The sequence below is a fragment of the Paenibacillus sp. FSL K6-1330 genome (assembly GCF_037976825.1).
Lineage (GTDB): Bacteria > Bacillota > Bacilli > Paenibacillales > Paenibacillaceae > Paenibacillus_AQ.
The window spans coordinates 4,994,415-5,015,886 of record NZ_CP150269.1; the positions used below are offsets into that span (position 1 = coordinate 4,994,415).

A 21,472-nucleotide genomic window follows, 5' to 3' on the forward strand; every position below is an offset into this window, starting at 1 on the left:
TCATGAATCACTCAAGCGACGGCAGAATGGCCTTTGATCATTCGGATCGCAGAAGAACCATCTGGTTCATCACCATCTTCATCATCATTGCAGCAACAGGGCTAACCTACGTAAAATGGTGGCCTTATTACGATAAAGCGCTCAAAGCTATTATGGAGCACAGCATTGGCTCTTCCATATTAGGCCTGGACCCGGGCAATGCCGCGCCATCTTGGCAAGCAGCCTGGGAATATGCGGTCACGTATTTTAAAGCAGTTTGGAAAGCGGCGGTGCTCGGTATCCTACTCGGGACCTTGATCCAGTCGCTGCTGCCCTCCCAGTGGCTGCTCCGCGTACTTGGCAAAACCACCTTCGGCAGCACGGCGATTGGAGGAATCGTCTCCATTCCGGGCATGATGTGTTCCTGCTGCGCAGCACCGATCGCGATCGGTCTGCGTAAGAAAAAGGTGTCCGTAGGCTCCGCCCTCGCGTTCTGGATTGGTAACCCGACCATCAATCCGGCGACACTCGTGTTTATGACGTTTGTTTTGTCATGGAAATTCACCGCGCTGCGTTTGATCTTCGGCATCATTCTGACCTTTGGCGTCAGTTATCTGGCTAACCGCTTTGCCAAAGAGGCGAATCCAGTAGAGATTGACGCGCCAGAGAGCACTGAACAACTCGATGAACGTCCACTGTGGAAACGCTGGTTCGCCAGCATCGGTCATATGATTATTCGGGTGGTACCGGCTTATTTTATCGCTGTGCTTCTCCTTGGCGCCCTGCAAGTGTGGATGTTCCCTCATTTGGGAGCTGCTGCTGGAAACACGCTGCTGGCCGTCATTTTCTTCTCCGTGATGGGAATGCTGTTTGTCATTCCAACCGCAGCGGAAATCCCGATCATTCAGGCCTTTATGGCCGCGGGCCTCGGAGCGGGCCCGGCCTCAGCGCTGCTTCTGACCCTGCCGGCCATCAGTCTTCCATCTCTTCTCATGGTGAGACGCTCATTCCCGAGGAACGTCATGTGGTTTGTTGTTGCTGCCGTGGTCCTGCTTGGAATTATATGCGGTATAGCGGGAATGCTGATCCTGTAGGCCCAGCTCCAACTTTTTCGATTATCTTTTCAATTTTTATTTTTTCTTAAGGTAAACCCTTGGCTTATCTGGTAAAGTGATTAAAGAATGAACTAACTCATTATTACATGCAGTCGAAGGGAGTCAATCATTAAATGAAAGATAACGATTTGCAGCCAAACCATCCGGGGCAACCCGAGGATGAACAAGGACAAGCCCAAGAGAAAGAGAATAATCAACAAGATCCGGGCAGCTTGTCTAATGAAGAAGAAAGAATAGATTCAACCTATCCTGAGTCGATCGAGCTTCACAAGGATGAGAACGAACAGCCTGCACTCATGCATCCAACAGGGGATCAACCGCTTAACGATGAACAGTCCCCTGCAGGTGGCGGCGGCAACGGAAGCAAAGGTTGGATGATCGCTTCGCTGGTATTGGCGGCAGCGTTAATCGTCGTCCTGATTGTCCCTCCGTTTGCCAAGGGATCCGGCAATGAAGCTATAGCTAAAGTCAATGACGTTAACATTACCAAGGATAATCTATACAACGAGCTTGTCAGCGCAGGCGGCAAACAAACACTCAATTCCATGATCACAGAGGAATTGATTCAGCAGGAGTTGAAGAAGAAATCCATTACGGTGACCGATGCTGACGTCAATAAAGAAGTGGATACCTTGAAGGGAAGTTTCCCGTCCGAGGATCAATTCAATAGTGCCCTTCAGCAAAGCGGCATGACGCTCGATGACCTGAAAAAGCAAACCAAAACCCAGGTCGAGCTCAAAAAACTGATGGCCGACAAAATCAAAGTCACCGATGAAGAAATTAAAGAAATTTACGACCAAAACAAAGAAAGCTTCGCTACGCCTGAGCAAGTTCGCGCATCCCACATCCTGGTCGAGACCAAGGAAGAAGCCGAAGCCATCGAGAAGCAGCTGAAGGAAGGCGCCGACTTTGCAGCGATTGCCAAAGAGAAGAACCAAGATGCTACGAAAGAAACCGGCGGCGACCTGAACTTCTTCGGACGCGGCCAGATGGACCCTGCATTTGAAGAAGCAGCGTTCAAATTGAAGAAGGGCGAAATCAGCGACCCGGTGAAGAGCTCCTTCGGTTACCACATCATCAAGGTTACCGATCGTAAAGCAGCCACGAACCCTACCCTTGAAGATAAGAAGGAAGAGATCCGCAGTCAGCTTGAGAACCAGAAGGTTTATTCCGAATCCACGGCTTATATTCAAGAACTGAAGGATAAAGCAACCATCACCAATACGCTGGAAGAAACACCGGCTAAAACGCCAGCAGATCCTGAAAAGGAAACACCGGAAGCACCTGCTGCACCATAAATATTAGTCCAAGCCCCTACCCTTGAGGTATGGGCTTTTTTTAATGCGAAATAAAAAGTTCTTTAAACCCCAGGGAAAACATGTTAGAATGTAAGCGTTATCAAATGTTGATCTTGGAAAAGGGGGAAGCAGAATGATGAAGCACGTATCGGAATCCCGCAACATGTATGAGGACTTCGTGGTGGAGACAGACATTCTGTTCTTTAAAACCGGATCGCACGGTTTGGTCAGCTTTCACGGCAGAAACTATAACATTAAAAAGAGAATGACTGCCGAAAAAATTGCATCCCTGCTCTCCGGTAAACAGTTCTATCATGTCGGCGGAAACTGCTACGTTAACGTAGACAAAATCACGACGGTGGAACAAGGCATCGTTTACTTTGGGGAGAAGGCACCTTCTGCCAAACATCTTCGGATTCCGAGATGGAAGCAAGAGTCACTCAAGCGCCTTGTCGCTGAAGTAAAACAGCCTGTTTGAGAGCAGCGCTCTCTTCAGAATCAGGCGTCAAACACAGAAGATCCCGTATCCGTTAACCGGAAGCGGGATCTTTTGGTTTACAGGGTTAAAGCTTCAGTTTTTTAGCATTGACGATGTACAGATGCTTCAGCGGCATTGCACCGTTTCTGTACTTCCGGGCACCGGATTCAAACAGAACGTACAGATCATTACCCCTCATCGCAATATTCTCGGACATCGGAGGCATCGTCAGCGGCGTAGCCGCAGCCTTTCCCTTTGCTCCACGAGTATATATGAGCAATTTGCTTGCATTGTTGCGGCCGCAGGATTGGCTGTACACAACGCGTGATTTCGTCACGACCGCCCCTTGTATACGGTCAGGTGTACTCCATATATAGGTCACCTTCCGATTCGACGGGAAACCGTCGCTGGACGTCAATGGATAACCTCGCAGTTTGCCCTTAGGTCCCGGCGCACACTGTTTGCCTCCTTGATCCTCACCATCCATATATTCGCCAATCCATAGAATGCCATCTGAATACGTGGCATAGGATGCTTTATGGCCGAGCGCATATGGAGTCATGACAATATTGCTGTAATCTTTCTTGCTGCTAATTGTACTCAGCGGAATTTTGTACACATTTTTGCCGGACGCTACCCACAGATGATTTTTGCTAACCGCAAGCCCTCCGACATGCCCGGTATGCTTTTTGCTGCCGCTCTCATACAAATAGAGTGTTTTGATACGTTTGCTGGTTTTGCTGCTTGTAATCGAGATGCTGCTGGCTTGATTGTTGTCCTTATTGCCCCAATAATGCGAGATAATAATCCAGTTCTTGCTCGGAACGAGAGCCAGTCCTTGCGGAATCCACTCCTTGGTCCCGGAGTAACCAGGAATAGGAGCGCCCTTTTTGCTGATATCGAAAAACTTTTTGTACTTCGAGCTGGCTGCTTCGACCTCTACGGGATGAACAAGCCCGCTTAAGCTGAAGATCAGCACTAAGCTAAGCAGGAGAAATGCATAACGTTTGGCTCCCTGTCGTTTACTCACAATCAATACACCTCTCTTCCATCGTCATAATCTATAACGGTATGATTTTCACCTTGCTTACCTACTTAAATGTAATGTATTCTGGTCAGGTTGTACCTGATGATCGATAGGGATGCAATGGTATGATCCCACCTCTAACTTGCCCCATATTATGGTAATATCAAATTAAAGGCTTATGAACATAGAGAGGATGATTGCGCATCAGACCCTATTTTGATCCGAAATATCCGAAAGTTTTTACTGCTTTCTCCATTGAACATTGGATAGTCATTATGGTATTTATCGCCCTTGGCTCGCTGTTGTACCTGTTCAGGACTACAATCGCCTCCAAGCCTTCTTTGCAAAAGACCGTGAGATGGGGGCTGCTTGCTGCACTTTCGTTACCCGAAGCCTCCCTTCATATCTGGTATGCGTCAACGGGAATATGGGACCCTGCCACTTCGCTTCCATTGGAATTGTGCAGCTTGACCCTGTTTCTCTCCATCGCCATCCTGCTTACGGATGAACGCCGTCTATATCCGTTAGTTTACTTTGCCGGAATTGGAGGGGCCTTACAAGCTATATTAACCCCCAATCTGGGTTACCCTTTTCCCCACTTCCGGTTCTTTCATTTCTTCGTTGTCCATATCGCGATCATATTGACGGCGTTGTACATGACATGGGTTCGAGGATACCGTCCAACCTGGAAATCCATTGCCTGGACTATGGTCTTCCTGAACGTATCCGCAGTCGTTGTCGGTCTGGTCAACCTCGCTGTCGGCTCGAATTATATGTTCCTGATGCACAAGCCGGACACGGCTTCGCTGCTAGACCTGCTGGGACCGCATCCCGTATACATCCTCGTTGAGGAGCTCATCGCACTCGCGCTGTTTATCCTTATGTATGCCGCCTTTTTTGTCATTCCGGATCGCTTGAAACGCAGTCGCCGCCGTAAACAAGAACAAACACCTTTTTCTTCGGCTGGCAGTTGAAGAAGGAGTCCTATAAATATAAAGCGTATGGATTGTAAACGCCCTGTGTATTCGGGCGCGGCAATCCATACGCTTTTTTTCAGGGAAAAGCCTAGACTAATCCTTAATCCTTAAGATACAGCCTGGAGGTTGCTTCCCAAATTTCGCCCGGAGCCAAACCGAACAGGCCGATATCGTCAGCCGGCAAGTCCACGTTCGGTGCATTCACCAGGTTGATCTGTGGTTCGGGACAGAAGAACTTCCGGGATGCCTTGTTGTTCCATACCATCCACTGCTTATACGAATTGCCGACATCATAAACGAACGTTTTACCAAGCTTGGTATCCGTCAATTCCATGCGGTTTCTGCCATTTTGCGGAACGGCCGTGTAATGGTTGTCCATCGAATCGAAATAAGGATTTACGCCGCTTGTCCGAAGCAGTTCTTCTTCTGGCGTCAGAGTCTGGAACTTGCCAGTCGGCAGCATCCGCTCACTCATTTCCCACCGCTCGCCCATGGTAATTCTCACGACGCAGTCATCCGCCGTGCTCCCGGGTGCAAACGGAGCGTTGATCGCCGTGTGGAAGGCTAGCAGGCACGGCATGCTGCCGGTACCCAGATTACGGATAAACACATGCTGGGCCAATCCATCCTGATTCAGTGTATAGCGAAGCCGGAAGGTGAACTGGTGCGGAAGCATGGCATACACGGGATGATTCTCATCAATGGTGACCGAAACTACCACGTAGCTTTCAGCCTCGCTGCTGCCATACTCCTCCACGATCCAAGGAATTGTATGTAAAAAGCCATGGAGGTGATTGCCCGTCGCTTCTTCGTTAATCGGAAACTGATAGGTTTGTCCATTCCATGGAAACCGGCCGTCCTCATAACGGTTAGGCGGAAAGAGAACTGGAATGCCGTGAACGCCCGGATTGGATTTGAATGCTTCCATCTCGCCTGCTTCCGGTTCGCGGAGGAACCGGTAACCGCTTTCGTTATCCCTAAAAGCGATGAGATTGCCTCCGATTTCGGGCAATATCGCCGCTTCGTAAGGGCCGTGCTGGAGCCAAACCGCGCGCTCTCCGTGATATGATCCTTCATACGCTTGGTGGTTCATCGGGTCATCTCTCCTCTCAAGTGTGAACGTATATAGATTATCATACCAATGCCCTTAACTTCTATATTTGAGGAGGGATAGTCATCAGGGTCATCCGCTCCCCCCTCACCCCGTTTGTTTAAAATTAGATGCCGGTTAAGACGTAAGTTTCGTTTTAGAAGAGTTTTGCAAAAGTGGAGCCGGGGCCGATTGATCGCTTGCTGCAGGCTGTGTGGCCGAGACCAACTCCTCATCCAGTTCCTTCGTGTATTCGAGTGTCTGCTGCTCGCTCCAACCCAGTACCGTAGCCATATAATCGATCACAGGCAGCTTCCATTTTCTCGTCCAATCGATATGAAATAATAGGGAACCCGTGCGACGGATAAAAAAGTCGGCCGGCCTCACTGCCATCTCATGCTGAATCGCATACATCAGAGGAACCAGCACCGATACCGGAAGCGCCGCTGCTTCCGCCTGTTCGGAGCCCTCCTTGGCCAAGCGGAACAATTCCGACACGTTGGAGCCGTACGTTCGCGCCCACTGCTCGGCGAGCTTACGATCAATTCCTTGCGCGGCGCCGATCTTCGCCTGCTTGCGGACAAAATCAGGGAATTGGGCCGAGCCGCCAACCTCACCGCCGGAAATAGGCAGATTCTTCGTTACGCAGGCACCATACGCTTTCCCGCCGCTTTCTTGGATCCGTCTCGCAACCAGGTCGACGACGGTGCCGGCCATTTTGCGATAGCCGGTCAGCTTCCCTCCGGCAATGGTAATCAGGCCGGACGGGGACTCCCAAATTTCATCCTTTCGTGAAATTTCGGACGGGCTTTTGCCTTCCTCCAGAATCAGGGGCCGGACTCCCGCCCATCCCGATTCAACGTCTGCCGGGTTTAGCTTCACGCCAGGGAACATGTAATGAATGGCTTTCAATATATAATCCCGGTCCTCCACCGTGATCAAGGGACGTACGGGATCGGCCTTGTAGACCGTGTCGGTGGTGCCTACGTAGGTCTTCCCGTCGCGGGGAATAGCAAACACCATTCGGCCGTCAGGTGTATCGAAGTACACCGCTTGACGAAGTGGAAACTTGGATTGATCGATGACCAGATGAACCCCTTTGGTCAGCTGAAGCATTTTCCCCTTCTTGGACTTATCCATTTCGCGCACCTGATCCACCCAGGGCCCTGCGGCATTTACGATTTTGGTTCCGGATACGGACTTGACCCCGCTACCCAGCATATCCCTCACGGTGATACCGGTTATTCGTCCATTCGCATCATAATTCAATGATTCGGCCTTCGCATAATTGAACAGAACCGCCCCTCTGGCGGCTGCCTCCTTCATGACCTCCAACGTCAGCCTGGCATCATCCGTCCGGTATTCCACATAATAACCGCCGCCCTTAAGGCCCTCCTGCTTCAGAAGCGGCTCCCGCTTCAGTGTCTCGGATGCAGACAGCATGGAACGCCGTTCTCCCCGCTTTACGCCGGCCAGGAAATCATACACCATCAACCCGATGGAGGTGCTGAACTTCCCAAAGGTGCCACCCTGGTGTATCGGCAGGAGCATCCACTCCGGCGTCGTTACATGCGGCCCATTCTCATACACAACGGCCCGTTCTTTGCCAACCTCAGCCACCATGCCAACTTCAAACTGCTTCAGGTACCGCAGGCCGCCATGCACCAGCTTGGTCGAACGACTGCTCGTTCCTGCGGCAAAATCCTGCATTTCTACCAACAAAACCGACATCCCGCGGGTGACCGCATCCAGCGCAATCCCCGCACCGGTTATGCCCCCTCCGATAACAATCAGATCGAAGGTTCCCTCTGCCATTTCTTGAAATCGATGCCTGCGGTCCAAACTTGAAAACGACTGTGCCTGCTTCACAATGAATCCCTCCCAGTATGATTTACCCTGTTTTTATCTATCGTTACCCTTCCAATGCAAAAAGACAGCAAAAAAGAGACCACGAAACGCGCAGTAACAAACCCCATATCATGAGGTATTCCGCGCCTAGTGGTCTCTCCAAGTCTCCAGACATGTATTCACTTAATGATCATTATACCATAGAAAATGCTAATGAAAAGCCATTGCCGCATAAACGGCTTTTTTCCAGCCGCTGTATAATTGCTCCCTTACGTCTTCCTCCATGGTTGGCTTGAAGCTTTGCCCCATGCTCCATTTGCTGCAGATTTCCTCCTGATCCTTCCAGAAGCCGACAGCGAGCCCCGCCAGGTAAGCGGCACCGAGTGCCGTTGTCTCCGTAATGTTCGGCTGTTCCACCGGAACATTCAGGATGTCGCTTTGGAATTCCATGAGAAACGTGTTGGATACAGCCCCTCCATCCACCCGCAGGGATGTGATGCCATAGCCGGAATCTTCTTCCATCACGGATAGGACATCCCGAGTTTGATACGCAAGCGACTCCAGGGTTGCACGGATGAAATGCTCCTTCGACGTGCCTCGCGTCAGGCCGAATACGGCCCCTCGGACATCGCTGTTCCAGTATGGACTGCCGAGTCCGACAAAAGCTGGCACCACGTACACGCCATCTGTTGAGTTGACCCGACGCGCATAGGGCTCACTGTCCTTCGCCTCGCGGAACATCCGAAGACCGTCGCGCAGCCACTGGATCGCCGAGCCGGCCACGAACACGCTGCCCTCAAGCGCATACTGTACACCGCCATCCAGTCCCCAGGCGATCGTGGTGATCAGCCCATGCTCGGATTTTACGGGCTGGTCGCCGGTGTTCATCAGCATAAAGCTGCCGGTTCCATAGGTCGTCTTCACCATGCCTTCCGAGAAGCAGGTCTGCCCAAATAGCGCCGCCTGCTGATCGCCGGCTGCTCCGGCAATTGGAACCTCGCGACCGAAGAAATGATAGGAAACGGTATTGGAATATACCTCGGAAGAAGGCCTGACTTCGGGCAGCATGGCCATGGGGATATCTAGGAGTTGCAGGAGCTCCTCATCCCATTTCAATTCATGAATGTTGTAGAGCATCGTTCGCGATGCGTTGGAATAATCGGTCACGTGCGCCTGGCCTCCGGACAGCTTCCAGATCAGCCAGGTATCGATGGTCCCGAATATAATGTCTCCGCGCTCGGCCCGCTCACGGGCACCGTCTACATGATCGAGGATCCATTTGATCTTCGTTCCCGAGAAATAAGGATCAATCAAAAGTCCGGTCTTCTCCCGAACCATCCCGTCATGTCCGGCGGCAATCAGCTCCTCGCAGATGCCCGCCGTCTGGCGGGATTGCCAGACAATGGCGTGGTATATCGGTTCGCCACTATTCCGATCCCAAACCACGGCCGTCTCCCGCTGATTCGTAATTCCGATTCCGGCAATCTGATCCGCCTTCACGCCCGCTTCGGATAAGCATGTCGCAATGACTGCAAGAATGGAGCCCCATATTTCATTGGCATTCTGCTCCACCCAGCCCGGCTTGGGAAAATACTGTGGAAACTCCTTATGAGCCGAGTGTACGATTTCTCCTTCCTTGTTGAACAGGATCGCGCGCGAGCTTGTTGTTCCTTGGTCAAGCGCCAGAATGTACTGCTCCAATCAACTTCTCCCCTTCCGCATATGCATTTAACCAAAGATAACGTGCAGGTGGAAACGTTGTCAAATCCCTTATTCCGTCAGCGAGAAACCTAGCAAGTCCTGCAGCAGGACTGAGGCCGCACCCATTAACTTGTCTTCCTCGCCAAGGGAGGCCAAACCGAATACCATGTCCTCCTTCAGAATAGGCAGCGCATGCCGGTCTATATAGCTGCGCACCATTTCCAGCAAATTCGGATTTCCATGCGCCATTTCCCCGCCCAGGATTAGCGCTTCGGGATTAAACATATTGACCAGATTGACGATGGCTGCTCCTAGAAGCTCCGCCACTTCCTCATTCAGATCCCTCGCCAGCCTGTCCCCTCTGCGAAGAACTTCTTTAAATACGGACGGAACAATTTTACTGTAATCTCCCCCGCTGAGCTCCTGGATTAGCGTCGGTCTCCCCGTTGCGATTGCCGTAATAATTCGCGAATACACGGCCATCCAGCTGATGTAACTGTCCAAGCAGCCTACATTGCCGCATTCGCAGCGGATGCCGCTGCGGTTTACGCTCGTATGCCCGAATTCGCCGGCACCGCCATGCTTGCCCCTTAGGAGATGATCGTTAATTAAAATACCGGAACCAAGCCCGTCGCCAATGGAGATATAAATCAGGTTCGCAAATGCGTAATCGCCAAATCGGCGTTCAGCCAGTACAACGGAATTCATATCGTTCTCCACCCAGGTGCGCAGTCCATAGCGTTCTTCAATAATCCGTTTCAACGGAACATCGGTCATGCGAAGTTTCGTGTTATAGTGCACCAGGCCCTGACTATCACTCACAACACCCGGCACGGTAACGGAAATCCCGACACACCGCTCTAAGTCTTCTTGGCCTGTCATGAAATTGTCCATCAGGCTCAGCAGTCGCTCGATAACGGCTTCTCCTTGGAGCCCGGCTAGAGGATGCGTTTCCTTCTGGAGCACCTTCGCCTCCAGATTCATGCGGGCCAGCATCATAACCGAATTCGTTATCGCTACAGCGAACAAATAATGATTATCCGGATTGAATTTAAGCAGAATGGGTTTTCTCCCTCCGCTGGAGGAGCCCGTTCCAATCTCGGAAACGTAGCCTTCCTTGATGAGTTCCTGTACGGCTGAGGCGACCGTGGAGGGACTCAGCTTGTTCTTTTTGGCCAGATCGATTCTGGATATGGGTCCCTCTGTGCGGATCTTGTTCAGCACCATGGACCGGTTTAATGCCTGAATCAGCTTATGGTCACCTTTTTTCATATTGTTCAAGCAAGCTCAACCTCTCTATCGTTTCTTCGCATAGTGCGACTTTCTGTATCGGAAAAATGAGGATAGAATCACTATAACATGTTCCAGAACTGAATAAAAACTTATTCCATTGATCGAAATAAGATGTAACGTTAGATCTCATGCTGATTCTCTCATATTGTGAAAAAAAGAATTTAAATGGATTTGAAATCGCTATCTTGAAAAATAATCGAGGGGATTATATAATCTTTCGCAATAGAAGCTGGTTGTTCTGTCAAGAAAGATAGCATATCGATGTTAACTTTTTTCGACTTGTGGAATAACTATTGCTTTTTACATCACTTACATAAAGGGGGCGCATATGGGGTCCGCTTCACTTCGAACAAGCCGTACGACCAACCACGCTTGATCAAAAACCATGTGAATTCAAGGAGGGTTATCTGATGAAAAAAAGAATGTCTGTCCTGATTTCGGTATTATTCGTGTTCACCGCGTTACTCTCTGCTTGCGGAGGCGGCAATGCCTCTGGAGGAGAAAACGGCAAGAAGGTCATCAGCGTCGCTCTATGGGACGAAAATGTGCGGGACACGCTGGACAAGTCCATTAAAATTTTCAATGAGAAGCACCCGAATGTTGAAGTGAAAGTGACTTACACCCCATGGGCCGATTATTGGACCAAGCTGAAAACCAGCCTCGCCGGCAACAGCGGTCCTGACGTCTACTGGATGAACGGTCCTAACTTTCATTCCTATGCCTCCTCCGGTCTGATCAAAGACCTGTCTCCCCTAATTGAGAAGAGCGGTCTGGACACCTCGGTTTATACCGAAGCGCTCGTCGATATGTACACCTATCAGGGTAAACTTCACGGACTCCCTTACTTCCAGGATTCCGTTGGACTTTTTTACAATAAAGAATTGTTTGACCAAGCAGGTCTGCCTTATCCCGACAAGAGCTGGACCTGGCAAACCGTCGAGGAGAACGCAGCCAAGCTGACGGATAAATCGAATGGCATTTATGGCTTCATCGCGCCGATCGACAGCCAGATCGGATATTACAACTTCATTGCTCAAGCGGGCGGATACGTCATCTCGGACGATAAGAAATCATCTGGATTTGATACACCCGAAGCGCTATCGGCCTTCCAGTGGGAGCAGAGCTTGATTGAAAAGGGTTATTCCCCAAGCGCCCAGCAGCAGCTTGAAACGAAGTCCCGCCAATTGTTCGGCTCCGGCAAGGCCGCTATGTTCCCGGGGATTTCGGTTAACTCCCCCGAGTTGTACAAGCTTCTCGGCGATAAACTCGGTGTCGCTGAACTTCCTGCCGGCAAGAAAAAGGCATCGATCGTTCATGGACTCAGCTGGGCCATCAACGGCAAGACGAAGGTCGAGCAGGAATCCTGGGAGCTGATTCAGATTCTTTCCGGCAAGGAAGGTCAGGAATTACTCGCCGAATCTGGATTCTCGATGCCTGCATACAAAGGCACGGAGGGCGGCTGGCTGAAGTCCATCCCATCTCTTGATCTACAGGTGTTCGTGGACAGCCTGGAGTTCGCCGTACCTTATCCCGTATCCCAGAAAACGGCAGAGTGGCAAGACGCTGAAGTGAAGGAAATTCAGGCGGCTTTCCTCGGAAAGAAATCGTTTGAAGAAGCACTGAAAAATGCCGGCGAACAGATGAATGCGATCCTTGCGACAGAAACGAAATGACAAGCGGCCACGCCCAATACGGAAATTAAGAAAGGACGGTGCAGCCTGTGAGCTCTCCCATCACCGTGACCACAGAACCTCCTAAAACAACAACCAAGCGAAAAGTTGGGAAACTTGCCTTACACGAAGCTGTCTGGGGGTATATCTTCATTCTTCCTGTTGTGCTGGGCCTCGGTCTGTTCTATATGGCACCTTCCGCAGCATCTCTGTTCCTGTCGTTTACGTCGTGGGATGGATTAACTTCACCTCAATTCATCGGATTCGATAACTTCGCAAATTTGATGAAGGACGACAAATTCACCGGTTCCTTGCTCAACACGATGCTGTATACGGTCGGTACGGTGCCATTATCCGTTGCACTCGCAACGGTGCTGGCCGTGCTCTTGAACCAGAAGATCAAAGGCATGGTCTTCTACCGCACCCTCTATTTCATTCCCGTGATCACCATGCCGATCGCGGTCGGCATGGTATGGAAATGGTTATACAACTCCGAATTCGGATTGATCAACCATGTGCTGGGCGTCATGAACCTGCCGCAGCCCAACTGGCTGTTCGATGAGCGATTCGCCTTGTTCTCCATCGTGCTTGTCAGTGTCTGGAGCAGCATCGGATACAATGCCGTCATTCTGCTGTCCGGTCTGCAGGGCATCTCCGGCAGCTATTATGAAGCGGCTTCGCTTGACGGAGCGGGGACGTTGTATAAGTTTTTCCGAATTACACTTCCTCTGCTCACGCCCAGCTTGTTCTTTGTCTTGGTCATGTCCTTCATCAATTCGTTCCAGGTGTTTGACCTGATCTTCATCATGATGGATCAACAGACCACGATGCTGGAATCCACCCGAACGGTTGTATACAGCATCTGGGAAGATGGCTTCAAATACTTCAACATGGGTTACGCTTCAGCGCAGGCCTTCATTCTGTTTATCGTTATTCTGATCATCACCATGGTCCAGATGTATATTCAGAAGCGCTGGGTCCACTACCAATAACAGGAGGTGTGTAGATGTGAATACTTCAACCAATACGGGAAAAGCAAGCCGTCTAGCGGTCCACATCCTGTTAGCTGTCGGGGCGCTGCTCATGATTATGCCGTTTCTGTGGATGATTTCCACATCCTTCAAGTCCTTTGCGGACTCCATGTCCGTTCCGCCCAAATGGCTGCCTGTGGAATGGCACCCGGACAACTACCTGCGGGTCATCCAAACCATCGACTTCGGTACCTATTACTTGAACACCATCATCGTGACGGTGGGACGGACGGCTGGCCAACTCATTCTGTGCTCCCTTGCAGCCTATGCATTTGCCAGCTTGAGATTCCCTTTCAAGAACGCCATCTTTCTCGCGCTCCTGGCCGTGTTGATGGTCCCTTCCCAGGTCGTTATGATTCCGAGCTTTGTCATCATGCGCGAGTTCAATTGGCTGGACACGTTCTATGTGCTGATCGTACCCGGCATATTCAGCGCCTTCGGTACATTTTTATTGAGACAGTTCTTTATGACGCTGCCGAAGGACCTGGAGGAAGCGGCCAAAATTGACGGCTGCAGTTACTTCCGGATTTACTGGAATATTTACTTGCCTTTATCCAAGGCGGCTCTCGTCTCCCTGGCGATCTTCACCATATTAGCCTCATGGAACGATCTGCTGTGGCCGCTCATCATGACAAGCTCTGAGGAGATGCGCGTGCTTTCGATCGGGATTTCCAGCTTCCAGGGACAGCATTCCACCGATTACCCGCTGCTGATGGCAGGCGCCTTAATGGCTACCCTTCCCATCATCGTTCTGTTTATCTTCCTTCAGCGTTACTTCATTGAAGGCATTGCGATGAACGGGATTAAGGGATAGAACTCGGAAAGCACGAACCATGCAGAAAAAAGAGTGGACGGAAATGTTACAGGTGTTAGTCATTGGAGCAGGCACCATGGGAAGAACCCATGGTGCCGCCTATGCTTCGATCCCGGGCGTTAAGCTTGCTGGCATTGCGGGTATCCGGGTGGAGGAAGCGCAGCAGAGTTAGCGGACAGACATGGCGTACAGGCCTATGTTTCATTCGAAGCAGCGGCACAGAAAGCGTCGTGGTATTTGAGAGGGTCTTCTGTGCTTTTTATCATTGCGCATCCGTCAATCTAGGTTCAAATGAGTGCTTGAATAATATGGATAGCGGGGCTATAATCACGTGTGAGTAATCGAGTTACCGGAATATGTAACCAACATCTTATACGATCAGGAGTGAGGCAACCTATGATTAAAGCAGGCGTGCTTGGAGCGGGAGGCATGGGCGCCGTCCATATCAAAAACCTTCACGGGAACGAACACGTTCAGCTGGCTGCAATATGCGATACCAATGAAACGTTAGCGCAGCAGCAGGCCGAACTGTACGGCACAGCTTATTATACGGACGGCAGCACGATGCTGGAGCAAGAGCATCTGGATGTGCTGTATGTGTGCATTCCACCATTTTGCCATGGGGATATCGAAGAACAGGCAGCCGCGAAGGGCATTCACCTCATGGTGGAAAAGCCGCTGGGACTGGACGCCCAGTCCGTCCGCCACAAAGCCAAGGTCATTGCTGAAAGCGGAATCATTGCAGCTTCCGGCTACTGTCTGCGGTACCTGGACACGGTTGCGATTGCCAAAGACTTTCTCAAGGACAAAAAAATCGGCATGGTTCGCGCCCACTACATTACAACACCTGTACCAACTCCTTGGTGGCGCAAAAAGGCATTATCCGGCGGACAGCTAGTTGAGCAATCCACGCACACCATGGACTTGGTTCGCTACCTGTGCGGCGATATCACCCGCCTGTATGCCGATATGAAGCTGCTGCTGGTAGACGACATCCCGGACCTCGATATTCCGGATGTGGGCGCCATCCAATTCGTGCTGGATTCCGGAGCCGTCGGCCATATGCAAACTGGATTTATCCAGTTCGATCACCGCAGCGGAATCGAGATCATGGGCCGCGACTTCCGCGTCGTTCTGGACGGAACCACGCTCTCCATTGTAGAGAAGGAGAAAGAGATCGTGTATCGGAGCAAAACGGACTTCTACAAAAATCTTACCAACGCCTTGATCGACGCCATTCGTAACAACGACCCAAGCCTTGTGCTGGCATCTTATGAAGACGGCTTCAAGACGCTGGAAGTGACGCTTGCCGCCAATGAATCTGCGGAAACTGGAAAACCCGTTATCCTACAAGCATAATAATATGGGGCATGCTCATGGTCTGAAAACCTTGAGCATGCCCCTTAATTTTGAATTGGCATGGAGTAGCGCAGTAACATATATGCTTGTCAATCCACCCGTTTCGCATTCTTGTGCAAAGATATACTCCCCCCGCTCTTATAAACCAAGCGAAATATACTTCACCTCCAGGAACTCATCCATTCCGTAGTGCCCGCCTTCCCGGCCCAGTCCACTCTCTTTGAATCCACCGAATGGTGCTTGCGCCGTCGAAGGTACGGGATCATTCACGCCCACAATCCCGTAGTCCAGCGATTCCGCAATGTTGACCGCTTCACCTAGATTCTGCGTGAATACATAGGCGGCTAAGCCATAAGGACTGTTATTGGCTCGCTGCACCGCTTCGTCTATCGTCCGGAAAGTGGTAATCGGCGCAAGGGGGCCGAAGGTTTCCTCATTCATACACTCCATGTCATCGGTTGCGTTCATGATGACCGTCGGCTCAACATAATTGCGACCCAGCTCAGATAATGCTTGACCTCCTGCCAGAATGACGCCGCCCTTCTCTTCCGCGTCCTTGATCTGTCTTACGACTTTATCCACAGCGTCCCGGTTAATCAAAGGACCAATATCGACGCCGTTCTCCAGTCCATTTCCTACCTTCAATTGCTTGACAAGCTCAGCAAACTTCGCGGCAAATGCCTGCGCAATGCCTTCCTGAACATATACCCGGTTGGCACATACGCAGGTTTGTCCCCCATTGCGGAATTTAGAGGAGATTAATCCGGCAGCCGCTTGGTTCAGGTCAGCCTGATCCGTCACAATAAACGGCGCATGACCGCCAAGCTCCAGCGATATTTTCTTGACGTTAGCGGCAGCTCCGGCCATCAGTTGTTTCCCCACCTCGGTTGATCCTGTAAAAGACAGCTTTCTTACACGGCTGTCCGCCTGCCACACGCCGGAAATGTCGCTTGAAGATCCAGTTACGATGTTAATGACCCCGGCAGGAATACCAGCCTGATCGGCAAGCTCTACCAGCTTGATGGCCGTGAATGGCGTCTCACCGGATGGCTTGATCACCACCGTGCATCCGGCGGCTAGAGCGGGCGCCACCTTACGGGTAATCATGGATGCCGGAAAGTTCCACGGCGTAATCGCTGCTACGACGCCAACGGGCTGCTTCGTTACGATGATGCGTTGGCGGCTGGATGATCCGGGGATGGTCTCGCCGTAGATTCGTTTGCCTTCCTCCGCATACCAGGCCACAAAGCTGTTGGCATATTGTATCTCGCCTGCTGCTTCCTTCAGCGGTTTCCCCTGCTCTGTGGTCATAATCCGCGCCAATTCATCCATATGCTCCGCTATGAGCTGATGCCAGCGGCGCAGCAGTTCCCCTCGCTCATTTGCCGTCCTGCGAGACCACGCCGGAAAAGCATCGGCTGCCGCATCGACGGCCAGGGCGGCTTCCTTCTTGCCAGCCTTGGACACGGTACCTATCACCTTGCCATCCGCCGGATTATATACATCCATCTGTTCTTCGGTCTGAATCCATTGTCCAGCAATATAGACTTGATTTCGAAACATAGTAAAGACCTCCTCATCGTCTCTTCAGGCTGCAAGTGTCTATTGATCATCATCTTCTAGGTCACGATTCGTCCTTCTTATTATCCGTTACCCACTTACCCTAATGCAAAAAAATAAAACACCGGAGCTCATGTGAAAGCTCCAGTGTTTTCTATGTTCATCACGACTTCACTATCTTATTTAATCGCTGCGTCTACTTCCGTGATCATTTCGGATACGGACGTCAGGCCGCCACCGGAAAGATACCAGAAATCCGGATTCAAGTAAACGATATTACCCTCTTTCGCCGCGTTCGTTGTATTCACAAGCTCGTTCTCAACGACCGCTTTAGCGCCTGAATCCCCTTCGCCTGTGGCAACCGCTGCACCGCGATCGACAACAAAGAGATAATCCGGGTTCATCTCAACGATGTACTCATTCGAAATGTCTTTACCATGTGTGCTGACTTCGATGTTAGGATCTACAGCTCCGAAACCGAACACATCATGCAGAATGCCGAAGCGGGAACCTGGTCCGTATGCACTGATTTTGCCTTCGTTAGCCAGGATGATCAATGCCTTCTTGCCGGTTGCTGTAGCTTTCTCATTCAAAGCTTTGATGTTCTCGTCAATTGTAGCAAGCTCTTTTTCAACTTCTGCTTCTTTACCAAAGATTTGACCCAGCGTGTTCATGTTTGCTTTAAAGGATTCCATGTATTTGCTTGTATCCACACCCAGGAAGATGGTTGGGGCAATTTTGCTGAGTTCATCATACGCATCTTGCTGTCTGCCGGAAATGATGATCAGATCTGGTTTAATGCTGTTGATTTTCTCGAAGTCCGGCTCTTTCAAGCTGCCCACATTCTCATATTTCTTGTCTTCGAATTTGGACAGGTAGGCCGGGACATTCGCTTGGGGTACGCCCAGAACCTCAACGCCCAGTTTATCGACAGAGTCCAGAATACCAAAATCGAAAACAACGACGCGGGAAGGATTCTTCTTAACAAGTGTATCGCCCAGTTGATGGGTAATCGTGATTTCTTCGGTTGCAGCCGGTGTATCTCCAGCTGCATCTCCTCCACCCGTGCCGCTTGTTTTATCGTCTTGACCACAAGCCGCGAGTACAAGCGTGAACATTGCTACCATAAATAAAGCTAACCATTTTTTCATTATTTCACACCCCATTTTTATATTTAAAAGCTTTAACAATCCAACATATATTTGAACTTATGGTTGAATATGTAATTTAATATGAACAGACTAAACCATGCCGTCCTGTATCCAAGGCAGCCCTGTCCTTGTCTATGATTAAGGATTCCGTGCTTCTGTTCCCCCAGAATCCTTATCCTCTACTCTCTACTACCATGCCGCTTAGCCGTAGTAGACGCATACCCGATTGTCATTAATCTCTTCGATCTCAATGTCCATGTCATAGATTCCGCGGAGCACATTGCTCTGAATGATGTTCTCGGTCTTCCCTTCGCTTTCAATGGCTCCATCCTTCAATGCCACGATGTAATCCGAATAGAAGGAAGCGAAGTTGATGTCATGAATCACGATGACAATCGTCTTGTTCAGATCAGCGACAAGCTTTCTGAGAATCTTCATAATCTGTACGGAGTGCTTCATGTCCAGATTGTTCAGAGGCTCATCCAGCAGGATATACTCTGTATTCTGGGCGATAACCATTGCAATGTAGGCACGCTGGGTCTGACCGCCGCTGAGCTGATGAAGATATTTATGCTGCATATCCCCAAGCTCCATATAAGAGATCGCCTCATCTACGTATTTCTCATCTTCCGCGTTCAATCTGCCCTGAGAGTAAGGAAAACGACCGAAGGATACAAGCTCACGCACCGTCAGACGGAGGCTGATATGGTTGGATTGTTTCAGGATGGAAACCTTCTTCGCCAGATCGCCGCTCTTCCATTGGCTAACCTCTTTACCGTCCACCGTAATTTGTCCGCTGTCCTTGCCTGTTAATCTGCTAATCATGGACAGCAAGGTACTCTTGCCGGCACCATTCGGGCCGATAAAGGAAGTGATTTGACCTTTCGGGATCGTAACCGACACGTTATCAACGACTTTTTTGCCGCCATACACTTTCGATACGTTCGTAACCTGGATCATGCTTTACTCTCCTTTAGTAGCAGGTATATGAAGTAGACACCGCCGATGAAATTGATGATGACGCTGAGCGTTGTAGAGAACGTAAACACCCGTTCTACAACCAATTGACCGCCGACCAGTGCAATAATGCTAATCAGTATGGATGCTGCAATTAAATATGAATGCCTGTACGTCTTCATAACTTCGTACGCAACATTGACAACCAGGAGCCCGAGGAATGTGATCGGCCCTACCAAAGCGGTAGCCACCGAGATCAGAACGGCAACCACAATCAGAAGCCGCTTCACAACATAATCATAATTCACGCCGAGGTTGATCGCCTGCTCACGGCCAAGCGCCAGCACGTTCAGGTACTTGGCAAATCGGGCAAAGTACAGCAAGGTCAGCACAACGACAATGACGGACAGGACCAGAAGCTCGGTCTTCACATTGTTAAAGCTGGCAAACATTTTGTCGGCCACAAACTGGAACTCGTTCGGGTCAATCAACACTTCCATAAAAGAAGACATGCTCGAGAACAGGGTTCCAAAAATCATGCCGATCAGCAGCAGGAAGTAAATGTTGTTTCCTTCCCTTTTGAACAGAATCTTATATAAGACTCCGGCGAATAGGATCATCCCGCCGACGTTGATCAGAAAGTTAACATTGCTGCCCAGTTTGTACAGCGTGAAGGATCCGAAGACGAAGATGACGGTGGTCTGGATCAGTACATATAAGGAATCTAATCCCATAACGCTTGGCGTCAGTATCCGGTTATTCGTGACCGTTTGAAACACCGTGGTAGACAGAGCGATCGCTCCGCCGGTCAGAATGATGGCAAGCACCTTCTTGATTCTTCTTGGAAGCGCGTAATCCCAATTGCCGCCAAGATCAATGAACAGAAAGACTGCCACCAGGATGATTGCCGCTGCGGCCAACAGGCCGAGTTTGGCTTTATAAGTCATAAGCCTTTCTCCTCATCAGTAAGAAAATGAATATACCGCTTCCGAGTACGCCCACGGTTAGACTAATCGGAATTTCATAGGGATAAATAATGATCCGGCCCAGGATGTCACAGAACAGTACGAACCCGGCCCCCAGCAGCGCGGTATGCGAAAGGCTTTTTTTCAAGTGGTCTCCTAAGTACAAACTGACAATATTAGGTATGATCAGACCAAGAAACGGAATCACGCCGACCGTCAGCACGACAGATGCCGTAACCAGCGCCACGATGACCAATCCCAGATTCACAACTCTCCGGTAGTGAAGACCCAGGTTGGTTGCAAACTCCTCTCCCATTCCGGCCACCGTAAACTTGTTGGCGAACAGATACGCCAGAATCAAAAGCGGGATACTAATATAGAGCATTTCATACTGGCCCTTCATGATCATGGAAAAATCACCCTGAAGCCATGCGGACATATTCTGAATAAGATCATATTTGTATGCAAAGAAGGTGGCTATCGAACTCACGATATTACCAAACATCAGCCCTACGAGCGGGATGAAGATCGCATCCTTAAACTTAATCCGATCCAGTATCTTCATGAAGATAAAGGTTCCTACCAGAGCGAATACAAATGCCACGAGCATTTTGATAAGCGGACCGCTTGTCGTGAAGACGAGCATGGCTACCAAAATCCCCAGTCTGGCAGAGTCCATCGTACCTGCCGTGGTCGGCGATACGAACTTATTGCGGCTGAGCTGCTGCATGATCAATCCGCAGATACTCATGCTGACACCCGCCAATATAAGACTGACAAGCCTAGGAATCCGGCTTACAAGCATAATATGCTGTTGTTGTTCTGTCATCGAGAACAGTTGCAGTGGCGAGATATCTTTAACTCCAATAAATAATGAGATTATCGAGAGTACCACAACGGCTGCAAATAAGTATCTAATCTTCATGGCTCTTCCTTCTATGCGTATGTCTCTAAAATATCCGGGATCTCGCAATTTTCAACGCCATTCTCATTGAGATTGATTATCAATCGCGCTCTGATATGCATTATATCATCCTCATTCTGGCTCGACAAGGGTAATTGAGAATCAAAATCAATTAATTTGTTCATACTTGTATATTTTGTTCATGAATTGTTCATAATATGAAGTTTCGAGAAGACATAGCTAATATCCTCAGGT

General features: G+C 50.1%; 19 protein-coding genes. 9 read left to right on the plus strand and 10 right to left on the minus strand.

Annotated elements, in window-relative coordinates:
• The first annotated feature begins 2 nt into the window (after window positions 1-2).
• From NYE54_RS22605 to NYE54_RS22615, 3 genes are all read left to right on the plus strand, one after another.
• Window positions 3-1,073, plus strand: a complete 1,071-nt coding sequence (locus tag NYE54_RS22605; protein WP_339266321.1) for a permease — start codon at window positions 3-5, stop codon at window positions 1,071-1,073.
• A gap of 134 nt (window positions 1,074-1,207) precedes the next feature.
• On the plus strand, window positions 1,208-2,392 hold the full coding sequence (locus NYE54_RS22610) for a peptidyl-prolyl cis-trans isomerase (RefSeq protein WP_339266323.1): 1,185 nt from the start codon (window positions 1,208-1,210) through the stop codon (window positions 2,390-2,392).
• A 133-nt stretch (window positions 2,393-2,525) separates the two neighbouring features.
• On the plus strand, window positions 2,526-2,870 hold the full coding sequence (locus NYE54_RS22615; protein ID WP_009590070.1) for a LytTR family transcriptional regulator DNA-binding domain-containing protein: 345 nt from the start codon (window positions 2,526-2,528) through the stop codon (window positions 2,868-2,870).
• Window positions 2,871-2,955: 85 nt separating this feature from the next.
• Here NYE54_RS22615 and NYE54_RS22620 read toward each other — a convergent pair whose 3' ends face one another.
• Window positions 2,956-3,900, minus strand: coding sequence for a hypothetical protein (locus tag NYE54_RS22620; RefSeq protein WP_339266325.1), 945 nt, complete (start codon window positions 3,898-3,900; stop codon window positions 2,956-2,958).
• A gap of 272 nt (window positions 3,901-4,172) precedes the next feature.
• On the opposite strand from NYE54_RS22620, the gene NYE54_RS22625 reads away from it, so the two are divergent.
• Window positions 4,173-4,871 carry a TIGR02206 family membrane protein gene (locus NYE54_RS22625; RefSeq protein ID WP_339266326.1) on the plus strand — a complete coding sequence of 233 codons (699 nt, stop codon included), beginning with the start codon at window positions 4,173-4,175 and terminating at the stop codon, window positions 4,869-4,871.
• 103 nt (window positions 4,872-4,974) lie between these two features.
• Here NYE54_RS22625 and NYE54_RS22630 read toward each other — a convergent pair whose 3' ends face one another.
• The 4 genes from NYE54_RS22630 to NYE54_RS22645 form a co-directional block, all read right to left on the minus strand.
• The gene (locus tag NYE54_RS22630) at window positions 4,975-5,967 is read right to left on the minus strand and encodes an aldose 1-epimerase (protein WP_339266328.1); all 993 of its coding nucleotides are present in this window, start codon (window positions 5,965-5,967) and stop codon (window positions 4,975-4,977) included.
• Between the two features lie 135 nt (window positions 5,968-6,102).
• Window positions 6,103-7,833: a glycerol-3-phosphate dehydrogenase/oxidase gene (locus tag NYE54_RS22635; RefSeq protein WP_339266330.1), complete on the minus strand. Its 1,731-nt coding sequence runs from the start codon at window positions 7,831-7,833 to the stop codon at window positions 6,103-6,105.
• Between the two features lie 189 nt (window positions 7,834-8,022).
• Window positions 8,023-9,513, minus strand: coding sequence for a glycerol kinase GlpK (gene glpK, locus NYE54_RS22640; RefSeq protein ID WP_076325066.1), 1,491 nt, complete (start codon window positions 9,511-9,513; stop codon window positions 8,023-8,025).
• Window positions 9,514-9,582: 69 nt separating this feature from the next.
• A complete protein-coding gene (locus NYE54_RS22645; protein ID WP_339273611.1) occupies window positions 9,583-10,785 on the minus strand; it encodes an ROK family transcriptional regulator in 1,203 nt (400 codons plus the stop codon).
• Between the two features lie 431 nt (window positions 10,786-11,216).
• Between NYE54_RS22645 and NYE54_RS22650 the strand changes: the two genes are divergently transcribed.
• The 5 genes from NYE54_RS22650 to NYE54_RS22670 all read left to right on the plus strand — a co-directional run bounded on the left by NYE54_RS22650 (window position 11,217) and on the right by NYE54_RS22670 (window position 15,680).
• Entirely contained in the window at window positions 11,217-12,479 is a 1,263-nt protein-coding gene (locus tag NYE54_RS22650; RefSeq protein WP_339266332.1) for a sugar ABC transporter substrate-binding protein, read from the plus strand.
• 47 nt (window positions 12,480-12,526) lie between these two features.
• Window positions 12,527-13,468, plus strand: a complete 942-nt coding sequence (locus tag NYE54_RS22655; RefSeq protein WP_339266334.1) for a sugar ABC transporter permease — start codon at window positions 12,527-12,529, stop codon at window positions 13,466-13,468.
• 16 nt (window positions 13,469-13,484) lie between these two features.
• Entirely contained in the window at window positions 13,485-14,321 is an 837-nt protein-coding gene (locus NYE54_RS22660) for a carbohydrate ABC transporter permease (RefSeq protein ID WP_339266335.1), read from the plus strand.
• A 43-nt stretch (window positions 14,322-14,364) separates the two neighbouring features.
• A complete protein-coding gene (locus NYE54_RS22665) occupies window positions 14,365-14,493 on the plus strand; it encodes a hypothetical protein (RefSeq protein ID WP_339266337.1) in 129 nt (42 codons plus the stop codon).
• A gap of 224 nt (window positions 14,494-14,717) precedes the next feature.
• On the plus strand, window positions 14,718-15,680 hold the full coding sequence (locus NYE54_RS22670) for a Gfo/Idh/MocA family oxidoreductase (RefSeq protein WP_339266338.1): 963 nt from the start codon (window positions 14,718-14,720) through the stop codon (window positions 15,678-15,680).
• Window positions 15,681-15,818: 138 nt separating this feature from the next.
• Here NYE54_RS22670 and NYE54_RS22675 read toward each other — a convergent pair whose 3' ends face one another.
• The 5 genes from NYE54_RS22675 to NYE54_RS22695 all read right to left on the minus strand — a co-directional run bounded on the left by NYE54_RS22675 (window position 15,819) and on the right by NYE54_RS22695 (window position 21,238).
• Window positions 15,819-17,243, minus strand: a complete 1,425-nt coding sequence (locus NYE54_RS22675) for an NAD-dependent succinate-semialdehyde dehydrogenase (RefSeq protein ID WP_339266340.1) — start codon at window positions 17,241-17,243, stop codon at window positions 15,819-15,821.
• A 176-nt stretch (window positions 17,244-17,419) separates the two neighbouring features.
• Window positions 17,420-18,391 carry a siderophore ABC transporter substrate-binding protein gene (locus NYE54_RS22680; protein ID WP_215160276.1) on the minus strand — a complete coding sequence of 324 codons (972 nt, stop codon included), beginning with the start codon at window positions 18,389-18,391 and terminating at the stop codon, window positions 17,420-17,422.
• Window positions 18,392-18,592: 201 nt separating this feature from the next.
• Complete coding sequence (locus NYE54_RS22685) at window positions 18,593-19,351, minus strand: ABC transporter ATP-binding protein (RefSeq protein ID WP_076325073.1); 759 nt, start codon at window positions 19,349-19,351, stop codon at window positions 18,593-18,595.
• Complete coding sequence (locus NYE54_RS22690; protein WP_098747217.1) at window positions 19,348-20,295, minus strand: iron chelate uptake ABC transporter family permease subunit; 948 nt, start codon at window positions 20,293-20,295, stop codon at window positions 19,348-19,350. Before NYE54_RS22690 ends, NYE54_RS22685 begins: the two co-directional genes overlap by 4 nt.
• A complete protein-coding gene (locus tag NYE54_RS22695) occupies window positions 20,285-21,238 on the minus strand; it encodes an ABC transporter permease (RefSeq protein WP_339266342.1) in 954 nt (317 codons plus the stop codon). The genes NYE54_RS22690 and NYE54_RS22695 overlap by 11 nt, the downstream gene beginning before the upstream one ends.
• Window positions 21,239-21,472: the final 234 nt, after the last annotated feature.